This window comes from Lutibacter maritimus, from assembly GCF_900116115.1.
GTDB lineage: Bacteria > Bacteroidota > Bacteroidia > Flavobacteriales > Flavobacteriaceae > Lutibacter > Lutibacter maritimus.
In genome coordinates, this window is the sequence record NZ_FOZP01000008.1 from 116,831 (window position 1) to 129,190 (window position 12,360).

A 12,360-nucleotide genomic window follows, 5' to 3' on the forward strand; every position below is an offset into this window, starting at 1 on the left:
ACTTTAAGATGGATTATATTTTACACGTATTTTATGGGATAATAATGGCATATTTTGGATTAATATCACCAGGAATGTTAAATATGACAGCGTTAAAAATTAGAATTAATAATGGAATTTCAGAAAGTGTTAAGTTTGCAATTGGCGCATCTGTAATTGTATTTATACAAGCAGGAATAGCCTTGTATTTTGCCGATTATTTTAATAAAAATCCACAAATTATTGAACGATTAAAAATTGCTGGTGTCGTGGTATTTTTAATGCTTTCAATTTTTTTCTTATATCTTTCCAGAAAGGAATTAAATCCAAAAGCGTCCAATACAAAAGGGAACTATTTTTTAAAAGGAATTGGAATGTCATCCATTAATATGTTAGGAATTCCATTTTATTTAGGAATTAGCATATTTTTAGCTGCTGAAAACAAGATTTTAATAGAGCAACCGTATATAATTTTGTTTGTTTTTGGTGCTTCAATTGGTTCGTTTTTATTGTTTAGCACTTATATAATATTCGCTAAATATATAAGCGATAAGGTTTCTTTTATTGCCAAAAATATTAATTTGATATTAAGTATACTGTTTTTAGGATTAGGAATATTTACTCTGGTTAAAATATTATTTTAAAATTATTTTATATTTACAAATCTTAAAATTTTCCTAGCAATTATGATTGAAGCTATTGAAAAAAATTTATTACGTGGTGTAAAGCTTTTACAATGCATTTCTGATGCAGATTATAGCAATACTTCCATAGCTCCATATTACTCAAGTATTGGAGGTCATATGAGACATATTCTAGATGTTTTCGATTGTATTTTTGATGGTTTGGAAAGTAACAGTATTAATTTAATTAACCGAAAGAGAAACGAATTGGCCGAAAATTATACCACACACGGAATTGATTATTTTAATGCTACTATTCAGAAATTGAAATGTTTAAATCCAACAGATTTTAATAAAACAGTTAGGGTTACAGATGATTTAGGGCTTGGTGTTGTTTCTGCAAATTATACTTTAATAGCCATTTTAATACAAGCACACAGTCATGCAATTCATCATTTTGCAAGTGTTGGTTATGTAATTTTTCAATTAGGCATACAATTACCCGATGAAGATTTTGGTTTTAATCCAACTACACCAAAACTAAATAAAACTAATTAGCATTTAACTTCGCAATTTCTTTTAGGTATTTTTTATATTTGAAATAGGTATTTAAAAAATCAGAAAGATTTATATAAGTACCAAATCCAAGTTTTTTATTGGAAGTTCCAATTTTATAAATAAGTTGCCAATGTTTTTTAATGCTAAGTAAAGCATCAAAATAAGTTCCTTTTGATGCATCATAAATATGTGTAGGTTCGGCAATAATTCCGTTTATTTCTAACACTTTAAAATTTTCACCTTTTAATAATTCATCAAAAGTATTGTATTTAACATCAATTCTACCATAGCACCAACCATCAATATTTTTGTTTAAATCGTTTAAGATGGTAATTAAATTACTGTTTATTAAATGATTACCGTTAATGAATTGTGTTCCTTTAGAATGATTTCCGATAACATTTAATAGTATCTCTTCATTTTTTTTATAAACAACATCTAATTTACTTTTATTGATTTCTAAAATACTTTGCAAATAATTTTGCGAACGTTGATCTTTTTTAATTAATTCTGATAGAGTAGAAGTGCCATCACCTATAACAGCCAAATATTTTTTTAAAGTTAATGATGTAATTTTTCCGCTTTTTTCTGTTGGAAATCTATGATAAAATATACCACATTCATTTTTTAAATCTATAAATTCTTGAATTATTAAATTTATTGAATTGTATTTTTTTGAATAAGAAGAAAGTTCTTGTTCGTCAGCTATTTTTTTTACAAGTAATCCTCTAAATCCAATATCAGGTTTAATAATTATAGGATAATGTATGGCTGAAGTTTTTAATTTTTCAATGACGTTTGCCAAAGTTTCATTTTTTGGAATAAAAATAGACTTTGGTTTACAGTAATCTGGCAGTAATTCAATAGTTTTAAATTTAGATTCCAATCCATTTCCAGAACCTTCAATACCTGGGTTTACAGCTGAAAAAAAGCCAAAACTTTTTGCTTTTATAGCTAAATAGAATGCGTAGGGAAGCAATGGTACATAAAACATTGAAGCCGACCAATATTCCCAATTTTTAATTTTAAAAACACTCATTTTTTCTTATCAAATAAAGCATCTAAAATAATTTTTATTCCCATAAAACCCAATATAATTGCAGTAATTGCCATGATAATACCAACAATTAACCACAAATAATTGTTCTGAAGTTTTATAGCTTTATAACCAATAGTTATAATAATTGGTGAAAATAATAATAAAGGCAATGCGCCAAGTTCGTATTTCAAACCTTTTACAAGTTCTTTTTTATTGGTTGCCATTGGTATATTTTTGTATTGCTAATCGTACGTTTTTATGCTCTAACAGTAATTTGTTAGCAGCTTCTTCAGAAATATTAAGCTCTTCCATTAACATTTTTGTTCCTCTGTCAACTAGCTTGTTATTAGATAGTTGCATTTCAACCATTTTATTCCCTTTCACTTTACCTAACTGAATCATTACACTTGTTGAAATCATATTTAAAACCAGTTTTTGAGCAGTTCCAGCTTTCATTCTAGAACTTCCAGTAACAAATTCGGGACCAACTACAATTTCAATAGGATATTTTGAAACTTGTGATAAAGGACTATTTTCATTACAAGTAATACAACCTGTTAATATTTCATTTTCATTGCATTTTTCTAATCCACTAATAACATATGGTGTGGTTCCAGATGCAGCAATTCCAATTACAGAATCTGTTTTATTAATGTTATATTTTTGAAGATCTTCCCAGCATTGCGTGGTTGAATCTTCAGCAAACTCTACCGCTTTTCTAATAGCCATATCTCCACCAGCTATTATTCCAATAACCATAGAATGTGGCACTCCAAAAGTTGGAGGACATTCGGATGCGTCTACAATACCAAGTCTTCCACTGGTTCCAGCGCCAATATAAAAAAGACGACCACCTTTTTTCATTCTTTCAACAATTTTAGTCACCAAAATCTCTATGGAAGGAATTCCTTTTTCAATAGCAAAAGGAACTGTTTTATCTTCATTATTAATAGAAACTAACAATTCTTTTACACTCATTTTTTCTAAATGATTGTATTTTGATGGTTGCTCTGTAGTTTTTGTAAAATTCATAATTCAAAAATACTAAAAGATAAGTTGTTAAAATAAAATTATTTTTGACGGTTTTTAAAACAAAGTATTGGAATTAGTTTTTAGAAATTAAACAGTAGAAAATTGTAATTTTTTTTGTGACGTTTTAAAAAAATTGGTGTCATAAAACTATATAGTAAAGAACAAAATTAAACTTAAGTCCCCATAATAAATAGTTTAAATTGATTGGAATAGAAGAGGTTTGGTTAGAAAAAAAGCGAGAACTTTAATTCTCGCTTTTTAATTTTAGTTAAAGTATTTTAGGAAATACTATTTATAATAGTATTCAATGTTTTACTAGGTCGCATTGCATTTACCACTAAGGTTTCGTTTGGTTCATAATAACCGCCAATATTAACTGGCTTACCTTGCGCATCATTTAATTCTTTAGTAATAACAGTTTCTTTAGACTGCATTTCTTCTGCTATTTTTCCGAATTTATTTTTTAGTTCAGTATCTTTAGTTTGAGCTGCTAAAGCTTGCGCCCAATACATTGCTAAATAAAAATGACTTCCTCTATTATCTAATTCATTAACTTTTCTTGAAGGAGATTTATCTTTATCTAAAAATTTATCAGTAGCATCGTCTAAAGTTTCAGCTAAAATTAATGCTTTTGGATTGTTTGAAGTTTCACTTAAATGTTCAAGTGAAGCAGCTAATGCTAAAAATTCACCTAAAGAATCCCATCTTAAATGTCCTTCTTCAATAAATTGCTCTACGTGCTTTGGAGCAGAACCTCCAGCGCCAGTTTCAAATAATCCTCCACCATTCATTAACGGTACAATTGAAAGCATTTTTGCACTAGTGCCTAATTCTAAAATTGGGAATAAATCAGTTAAAAAGTCTCTAAGTACATTTCCAGTAACTGAAATGGTATCTTCTCCGTCTTTTAATCTTTTTAAAGTGAAAAGAGTTGCTTCTTTTGGAGCCATAATTTGAATATCCAATCCGTTTGTATCAAAATTTGGTAAATATGTATTTACTTTTTTAATGATTTCAGCATCGTGAGCTCTATTTTTATCTAACCAAAAAATGGCAGGAGTATTTGTAGCTCTTGCTCTAGTAACAGCTAGTTTAATCCAGTCTTGAATTGGTGCATCTTTAACCTGACACATTCTCCAGATATCTCCGTTTTCAACAGTGTTTTGTAGCAAAATATTTCCTGAATTATCTACAACTTGTACAATTCCATCTTCTTGAATTTCAAAAGTTTTATCGTGAGAACCATATTCTTCTGCTTTTTGAGCCATTAAACCAACGTTAGGAACTGTTCCCATTGTTGTTGGATCAAAAGCACCATTTTTTTTGCAAAACTCTATTGTAGCTTGATAAATTCCAGCATAACTACTATCTGGTATAACAGCTTTTGTGTCTTGAAGTTTTCCTTCAGCATTCCACATTTTTCCTGAAGTACGAATCATTGCAGGCATTGAAGCATCAATAATTACATCACTTGGCACATGTAAATTTGTAATTCCTTTATCGGAATTTACCATTGCCACAGCTGGACCATTTTCAAAGCTCGATTTAATAGTTGCCTCAATAGCTTCTTTTTTATCTTTAGGTAAAGTTTGAATTTTGGTTATTAAATCTCCAAAACCATTATTCACATTAACGCCTGCTTCTTTTAAATCTGCACTGTATTTGTTAAAAACATCTTTAAAGAAAACCCTAACAGCATGTCCAAAAATTATTGGGTCAGATACTTTCATCATTGTAGCTTTCATATGTAATGAAAATAGCACATTTTTTTCTTTAGCGTCTTTTATTTGAGTATCTAAGAAGTTTAATAATGCTTTTTTACTCATTAAAGTAGCGTCAATAATTTCACCAGCTAATAATGGAAATTTGTCTTTTAAAATGGTAATACCTCCTTTAGAATTAACAAATTCTATTTTTATATCTGTAGGATTTACAACGGTAATAGATTTTTCATTTGAGTAAAAATCTCCGTGTTGCATAGTAGCTACATGTGTTTTAGAGTTTGCAGACCAGGCACCCATAGAATGGGGATTCTTTTTTGCGTAATTTTTTACAGATTTTGGAGCTCTTCTGTCTGAATTTCCTTCTCTTAAAACAGGATTTACTGCAGATCCTTTTACTTTATTGTAACGATTTTGAATGTCTTTTTCTTCATCGGTTACTGGATTGTTTGGGTAATTTGGGATTTTAAATCCTAAAGATTGTAGTTCAGCAATGGCAGCTTTAAGTTGTGGTACAGAGGCAGATATATTTGGTAACTTAATAATGTTTGCTTCTGGTGTTTTAGCTAATTCACCTAGTTCTGTTAATGCATCTGGAACTTGTTGTTCAGGTCTTAAATAATCTGGAAATAATGCTAAAATTCTTCCTGCTAAAGAAATATCTTTTGAAATAACTTCAATTCCTGATGTTTTAGTAAAAGCTTCAACAATTGGTAAAAATGAATAGGTAGCCAATGCTGGCGCTTCATCTGTTTTAGTGTAAATAATTTGGGTTGTATTACTCATAGTTTTATTTATTATGTCACTATAATTATCAATGTTTATTTATAACTATAGTACTGCCTTTAAGTATTAAAATTAAGCACGGCAAATATAAAAAATAAATATAGAAAAATCGATAGCGAAAACGTTATAAATATAGGGTTTAAATTATAGTTTAAATAAAAAAAACAAAGTAAAATTATGATAATAGTAAAAAGATAAAATAACAAAAGCCATAATATTGATTTCTCAGTATTATGGCTTTCTGCTGGATTACTTTTTTTAATAAGTTTTCAGTAATTTAATTTTAATTGCTTCAGTTATTTCTCTTTACAAGCATATAACACAATCACTAATTTTCTTCTTCTTGTTGTTTCTTACAAACCAACTTCTTATTAAACTAGTATTTCCTTTTAAATTAACTCCTAAAATTTTGTTGTAATATAATTACTTATTTTAAAGTGTTAATTTAAAAATTTGCTTTTAAAACCGTGTAACCATCTATTCATGCTAAATACTTGGCACATTACCTTTAAGTTGGTTTTAAAAACGATGTTCAAGAACATTTGATTTAACAAATGTTATTTAAACTTTAAAAAGTTACATTTTAATGTTTTTAACTAACATTGCATTGTTAAATCTTTTGTAAAATAAATACCTAAATTTTAAATTTCCAAATTTATAATAGGTTAATTTTCAACACGATATGAACCGTAGTTATGAACAATTGTTAATAACAAAAGCCCATTTTGAATATTCAAAATGGGCTTTGTAATTTTTAATGAAATTTAGACTAACGTCTTCTTTCTTGAATTCTAGCTTTTTTACCAGTTAATTCTCTAAAGTAGAAAATACGTGCTCTACGAACTCTACCTTGTTTGTTAACTTCAATTTTTTGAATTGCAGGTAAATTTATTGGGAAAATACGCTCTACACCAACTGTTCCAGACATTTTTCTGATGGTGAATGTTTCAGATGCTCCTGAACCTCTTCTTTGAATTACAGTACCTTTAAAAAACTGAGTACGTGTTTTTTCACCCTCTTTAATTTCATAGTATACAGTGATTGTATCTCCCGATTGAAATTGAGGAATTTCTTTTTTAGTTACAAATTCGTCTTGTACAAACTTTACTAAATTTTCCATTTCTATATTTTTATAAAAGTTTTTCAATAACCAACATTCACGATTTTCGTCAGAGGTTAATTTTGAGTGTGCAAATTTAATAAAAAAGATTAGTCTTCCAACAAATCTGGTCTTATTTTTTTTGTTCTTTCAAAAGATTGCTCATTTCGCCAATCTTCTATTTTTGGAAAGTTACCTGATAGTAGGATGTCAGGAACCTTAAGTCCTTTATATTCAGAAGGTCTTGTGTATACTGGTGGCGATAATAAATTGTCTTGAAAGCTGTCTGTTAATGCAGAAGTTTCATCCCCTAAAACTCCAGGAATTAACCTTATAATTGTATCACATAAAACAGCAGCACCCAATTCTCCACCGCTTAATACATAATCGCCAATTGAAATTTCTCTGGTAATATATAAATCTCTAACACGCTGATCTACACCTTTGTAATGTCCGCAAAGAATAATAATATTTTCTTTTAATGAAAGTGTATTTGCTGTTTGCTGATTTAAAGTTGGCGCATCTGGAGTCATATATATGACCTCGTCATAGGTTCTTTCTTCTTTTAACTTAGAAATGCATTTGTCTATCGGTTCAATCATTAAAACCATTCCTGCACCACCGCCAAATTGGTAATCGTCTATTTTTCCGTAATCGTTTAAAGCATAAGTTCTTAAGTCGTGAAAATAAACTTCAACTAAGTTTTTATCAATAGCACGTTTAATGATTGAAAATTCAAACGGACTTTTAATTAATTCTGGTGAAACGGTAATAATATCAATTCGCATGCTGCAAATGTAAATCTTTTAATTTGAAAGTTGAAAATGAAATTTTGAATTTAATAATTAAGCTAAAGTGGCCTTAATCATTCTGTCAACGTCATAAAAATCTTTTTTCAAAATACAGTTTTTGAAACCTTTTTTTTGTAGTAAATTTGTTACTTTTTCTCCTAAATATTGATTGATTTCAAAGTATAAACTGCCATTTTTTGTTAAATTATGAATGGCTAAATCGGCAATTTTATCATAAAAAATTAATGGATTTTCATCTTTTACAAACAGCGCTAAATGAGGTTCGTTATTAATCACATTTTGATGCATTAATTCTTTTTCTTTCTCTCTAATATATGGCGGATTACTTACAATTATATCGTATTTTTCTTCTAAAATTTCTATGTCTAAAATATTAGCTTCAACAAAATTTATGTCTACGTTGTTATTTGTGGCATTGATTTTAGCAATTTCTAAAGCTTTGTTAGAAACGTCAACTGCATAAATTTGGGCTTTTGGAAAAAATTTAGCTAAAGAGATGGCAATACAACCGCTGCCAGTTCCAAAATCTAATATTTTTAATTCTGTTTCGTTTTTATAATCATTTACTATCCAATTTACCAATTCTTCTGTTTCTGGACGCGGAATTAAAACACTATTATTTACTTTAAAAGTAATTCCGTAAAACTCTGTTTCACCAATTATATATTGAATTGGTACTTGTTTTTTTAATTCTGATAAAGCGTTTTGTAGATAAATTAAATCTTCATCATTTATTTCAAATTCTGGTTTAAGCGCTACTTCAATTCTGTTTAAGTGTAATTTAAATTTTGTTAATAAATTAAAAAATGATTGTATTTCAGTTTCAGGAAATAATTCTGAAAGTTCAGAAAAGAACTGTTTTTTAAATTGTTGTAGTTTCATTATAAATCTTTAAGCATCCATAAATTACAAGAATAATGTCCGGTATCACCCATTGGAGCATCTAAATCTTTAAAACCAACCTTTCTGTATAATTTTCTGGCATCTTGCATGTACGGTAAGGTTTCTAAATAGCAGTGTTCAAAACCAAATTCTTTTGCTTTTTTTAGGCAAATATCCATCATTTTACTTCCCAAACCAATTCCTCTGGCTTCGGGTAAAAAGTACATTTTTTGTAATTCACAAACACGTCCTTTATAATTTTCTAATTGTTTTACGCCAGCGCCACCCAGTATTTCGCCGTTCTTTTCAACTACAAAGTAAATGGCGTTATCCGTATTATAAGCTTCAAATAAAGTATCTAGAATTTTATCGGCATAAGCAGTTCCTACTTTTGGAACACCGTATTCAATTAAAACTGAGCTAATTGCTTTGGCTATTTTAGAATTGTCCTTCGCAGTAATTTCTCTAATTGTAAAATTGTTAAGAGTCATTTTAATGTACTATTTTTACAGTGTGAATATACACGAAAAATATATAAAACGCTGCATACAATTAGCTAAAAATGGACTGGGTACTACATACCCAAATCCACTGGTTGGTAGTGTGATAGTTTTAAATGATAAAATTATTGGTGAAGGTTGGCATAAAAAAGCTGGAGAGCCACACGCAGAGGTGCACGCAATAAATGCTGTAAAAGATAAAAGTCTTTTAAAAAAGGCTACTATTTATGTAAGTTTAGAGCCTTGTTCGCATTTTGGAAAAACCCCACCTTGTGCTAATTTAATTGTTGAAAGTGGAATTAAAAAAGTTGTGATTGGTATTATAGATAGTAATAGCAAAGTGAGCGGGAAAGGTGTAAAGCATTTAATGGAAAATGGTTGTAAAGTGGTAGTTGGAGTTTTGGAACAAGAATGCTATAATTTAAATAAACGGTTTTTTACATATCATAAATACAAACGACCATTTATTGTTTTAAAATGGGCAGAAACTGCGGATGGATTTATTGATAAACTAAGAAATGAAAACTCGGATAATTCTCCAAATTGGATTTCTAATAGCTATTCTCAGCAGTTGGTGCATAAAATGAGAGCCGAAGAACAAGCTATTTTAGTGGGGACATATACAGCTTTAAATGATAACCCAAGTTTAACGGTTAGAAATTGGACTGGCGAAAATCCTATTAGAATTGTGTTGGATAAAAATGCTAAAATTCCTGCAAATTATAATTTATTGGATGCCGCAGCTAAAACTATTGTGTTTTCTGAAGTAAAACATATTATTGATTCTTACCAAAATATAATTTTTGAAAGAATTGATTTCAGTAAAAATGTACCAGAACAAATATGCAAAGTTTTATATAACTATGAAATTCAATCAGTAATTATTGAAGGAGGAAAACAAACATTGCAAAGTTTTATAGCTGCTAATTTATGGGATGAAGCAGTTGTTTTTATTGGAGCGATTAAATTTAATAAAGGATTAAAAGCACCAGAATTAAAAAAAGCACCATTTAAAACACTATCAATTTTAAATGATACTTTAAATATGTATAAAAATTATTAGTTATTCTGTTTTTTCAAACATTTCAATTGTTGTTTCACCTGTAGATTTTTTATAACCCCTAAACATTCCTGTAGAGTTAAAATCCCAATAAACCTCGCCATTTTTATCTAATAAAATCATTCCGCCTTCACCTCCTAATGGACCAATTTGATTGAAAAGTACTTCATGAAGTGCTTCCGAAGGCGAAAATCCTTTGTGTTTTATTAAACTGGAAACTTCATGTGCAGCAACGGTTCTAATAAAATATTCACCAGTTCCGGTTGCCGAAATTCCACAAGTTAAGTTATTGGCGTAGGTTCCGGCACCAATAATTGGCACATCACCAATTCTACCATATTTTTTATTAGTCATTCCACCAGTTGAAGTTCCTGCAGCAATATTTCCACTTTTATCAATGGCAACTGCACCAACCGTTCCAAATTTATGATCGTCAATTAATTCGTTTTTTATTAAAAATGCAGTATGATCCAATTTTATTTTTTCTTTTCCTTGAAGTTCTTTTAACTGATTCATTCTTTTTTCAGTAAAAAAGTACGAACTATCTACCATTTCAATGCCGTATTTAGCAGCTAAAATTTCTGCTCCTTTTCCTGATAAAAGTACGTGAGATGAGCTATCCATTACAATTCTGGCCGCTAAAATCGGGTTTTTTATATGATTTACACCAGCAATTGCACCAGCATTTAACGTTTTTCCATCCATAATAGCAGCATCCATTTCCTGATTTCCTTCGCTGTTATAAACAGCGCCTTTTCCAGCATTAAAAAGCGGTGAATCTTCCATAACGTTTATGGCGGCTTGAACGGCATCTAAGGAAATTCCGCCCTTTTCTAAAACAGCATAGCCAGCGTTTAACGCTTCTTCAAGTTTTAATTTATAAGCTTCTTGTTGTTGTTCAGTAAAATATTCTTTTTTAATTCCGCCAGCACCTCCATGAAGTACAATTGCAAACGAATTTGGTTCGCGTGTTTTTGTTATTTCTTTTACATTGTTTTTAGGATTACAGCTTGTTAAAAAAAGTGTTAAGCTAACTAAGAAATATAATTTTTTCATATTGGTTTAAATTAGTGTATCAAATATATTCATTTTCAAATTGAAATTTTAACCATTGTAATTAATATATTTGTGCAATAAATGAACTACTTATTTTAGAAAAAGACACATATAATACTATTCATTCCGCTGTTGGAGATGCTTTGTTTAAAGAAAAAGGTAGCAAGTTTATTGGTTATGCCTTTCCTGTAATTTCTGAAGATGAAGTTAAAATGCATTTAGAGGAATTAAAAAAGAAACATCACTCGGCACGTCATTGGTGTTACGCTTGGCAAATTGGTGTTGAAGATATTCAATATAGAGCAAATGATGATGGTGAGCCGAATAATTCAGCAGGGCAACCCATTTATGGCCAAATTTTATCAAAAGAAATTACAAATGTATTAGTTGTAGTTGTGCGTTATTTTGGCGGAACTAAATTAGGTGTTGGTGGTTTAATAAGTGCTTATAAAACCACAGCAAAATTAATTTTAGATGCAGCGAAAATTATTGAAAAAACCATTGATGTTAACTTTCAATTAAATTTTGAATATGTAGATATGAATAAAGTTATGAGAATTATAAAAGAACACAACATTGAAATTCTGCATCAAAGAATGGAATTAAATTGTGAACTTGTAATTTCAATCCGAAAAAAATATGCCAACCTTGTTCAGCAATCTTTTGAAGATTTACGATGTTTAAAAATTAAAGCACTTACGCCATAAATTTTTCAATTTTATTTAAAATTGAATCTGGAATTCTCATAGGTCTATTAGTTTTCATGTTCACAAAAACCAATGTTGAATTTGCAGTTGTTAACAACTCATCTTTTTCATTTCTAATTTCGTAGTCAAATTCAATTCTTGCAGATGGTTTTTTAACCAAGGTAGTTTTTAAAGTTAATAAATCATCGTATTTTCCAGGTTTCATGAAATTTATATTTAGACTAATTACAGGTAGCATAATTCCTGATTCTTCCATATTTTTATAGGTAATTCCTAAATCTCGCAACCATTCTGTTCTGCCCATTTCAAAGTATTGTGCATAGTTTCCATGATAAACAAAACTCATTTGGTCAGTTTCTCCGTATCTTACCCTAAATTTAATTATATTTGATAGCATTTTTATTTTTTTAAAGGATGATGTTACGTAAAAAAAAAATAATAATCAATAGGTATTTTATTTTTTTATGATGAAAAATATTCACATTTTTGTAATACCAAAAAACATT

General features: G+C 29.2%; 14 protein-coding genes. 4 read left to right on the plus strand and 10 right to left on the minus strand.

Features of this window, described 5'->3' with window-relative positions; translation table 11 throughout:
* The first annotated feature begins 8 nt into the window (after window positions 1-8).
* Together BM335_RS13300 and BM335_RS13305 are read left to right on the plus strand one after the other, a co-directional pair.
* On the plus strand, window positions 9-623 hold the full coding sequence (locus BM335_RS13300) for a hypothetical protein (protein ID WP_143102429.1): 615 nt from the start codon (window positions 9-11) through the stop codon (window positions 621-623).
* Window positions 624-665: 42 nt separating this feature from the next.
* Window positions 666-1,160: a DinB family protein gene (locus BM335_RS13305; RefSeq protein WP_090228978.1), complete on the plus strand. Its 495-nt coding sequence runs from the start codon at window positions 666-668 to the stop codon at window positions 1,158-1,160.
* Here the strand turns inward: BM335_RS13305 and BM335_RS13310 are convergent.
* The 8 genes from BM335_RS13310 to BM335_RS13345 all read right to left on the minus strand — a co-directional run bounded on the left by BM335_RS13310 (window position 1,153) and on the right by BM335_RS13345 (window position 9,022).
* Entirely contained in the window at window positions 1,153-2,199 is a 1,047-nt protein-coding gene (locus BM335_RS13310; protein ID WP_090228982.1) for an ATP-grasp domain-containing protein, read from the minus strand. The genes BM335_RS13305 and BM335_RS13310 overlap by 8 nt on opposite strands.
* Window positions 2,196-2,423, minus strand: coding sequence for a DUF6095 family protein (locus tag BM335_RS13315; protein WP_090228986.1), 228 nt, complete (start codon window positions 2,421-2,423; stop codon window positions 2,196-2,198). The genes BM335_RS13310 and BM335_RS13315 overlap by 4 nt, the downstream gene beginning before the upstream one ends.
* On the minus strand, window positions 2,410-3,231 hold the full coding sequence (gene murQ / locus BM335_RS13320) for an N-acetylmuramic acid 6-phosphate etherase (protein ID WP_090228989.1): 822 nt from the start codon (window positions 3,229-3,231) through the stop codon (window positions 2,410-2,412). The genes BM335_RS13315 and murQ overlap by 14 nt, the downstream gene beginning before the upstream one ends.
* Before the next feature lie 278 nt (window positions 3,232-3,509).
* Window positions 3,510-5,738, minus strand: a complete 2,229-nt coding sequence (locus BM335_RS13325; RefSeq protein WP_090228993.1) for an NADP-dependent isocitrate dehydrogenase — start codon at window positions 5,736-5,738, stop codon at window positions 3,510-3,512.
* Window positions 5,739-6,507: 769 nt separating this feature from the next.
* Window positions 6,508-6,858, minus strand: coding sequence for a 50S ribosomal protein L19 (gene rplS / locus BM335_RS13330; protein ID WP_090228997.1), 351 nt, complete (start codon window positions 6,856-6,858; stop codon window positions 6,508-6,510).
* An 89-nt stretch (window positions 6,859-6,947) separates the two neighbouring features.
* A complete protein-coding gene (gene trmD / locus BM335_RS13335; protein ID WP_090229001.1) occupies window positions 6,948-7,625 on the minus strand; it encodes a tRNA (guanosine(37)-N1)-methyltransferase TrmD in 678 nt (225 codons plus the stop codon).
* A 57-nt stretch (window positions 7,626-7,682) separates the two neighbouring features.
* On the minus strand, window positions 7,683-8,531 hold the full coding sequence (prmC, locus tag BM335_RS13340) for a peptide chain release factor N(5)-glutamine methyltransferase (RefSeq protein ID WP_090229005.1): 849 nt from the start codon (window positions 8,529-8,531) through the stop codon (window positions 7,683-7,685).
* Window positions 8,531-9,022 (minus strand): GNAT family N-acetyltransferase, encoded by a 492-nt coding sequence (locus BM335_RS13345; RefSeq protein ID WP_090229008.1) that lies wholly within the window; start codon window positions 9,020-9,022, stop codon window positions 8,531-8,533. The genes prmC and BM335_RS13345 overlap by 1 nt, the downstream gene beginning before the upstream one ends.
* A gap of 22 nt (window positions 9,023-9,044) precedes the next feature.
* Between BM335_RS13345 and ribD the strand changes: the two genes are divergently transcribed.
* Entirely contained in the window at window positions 9,045-10,094 is a 1,050-nt protein-coding gene (ribD, locus tag BM335_RS13350; protein ID WP_090229434.1) for a bifunctional diaminohydroxyphosphoribosylaminopyrimidine deaminase/5-amino-6-(5-phosphoribosylamino)uracil reductase RibD, read from the plus strand.
* Here the strand turns inward: ribD and BM335_RS13355 are convergent, their stop codons facing one another.
* Window positions 10,095-11,147: an isoaspartyl peptidase/L-asparaginase family protein gene (locus BM335_RS13355; RefSeq protein ID WP_090229015.1), complete on the minus strand. Its 1,053-nt coding sequence runs from the start codon at window positions 11,145-11,147 to the stop codon at window positions 10,095-10,097.
* 143 nt (window positions 11,148-11,290) lie between these two features.
* Between BM335_RS13355 and BM335_RS13360 the strand changes: the two genes are divergently transcribed.
* The gene (locus tag BM335_RS13360) at window positions 11,291-11,854 is read left to right on the plus strand and encodes an IMPACT family protein (protein WP_245780673.1); all 564 of its coding nucleotides are present in this window, start codon (window positions 11,291-11,293) and stop codon (window positions 11,852-11,854) included.
* Here the strand turns inward: BM335_RS13360 and BM335_RS13365 are convergent.
* Window positions 11,844-12,251, minus strand: coding sequence for an acyl-CoA thioesterase (locus BM335_RS13365; protein ID WP_090229025.1), 408 nt, complete (start codon window positions 12,249-12,251; stop codon window positions 11,844-11,846). The genes BM335_RS13360 and BM335_RS13365 overlap by 11 nt on opposite strands.
* Window positions 12,252-12,360: the final 109 nt, after the last annotated feature.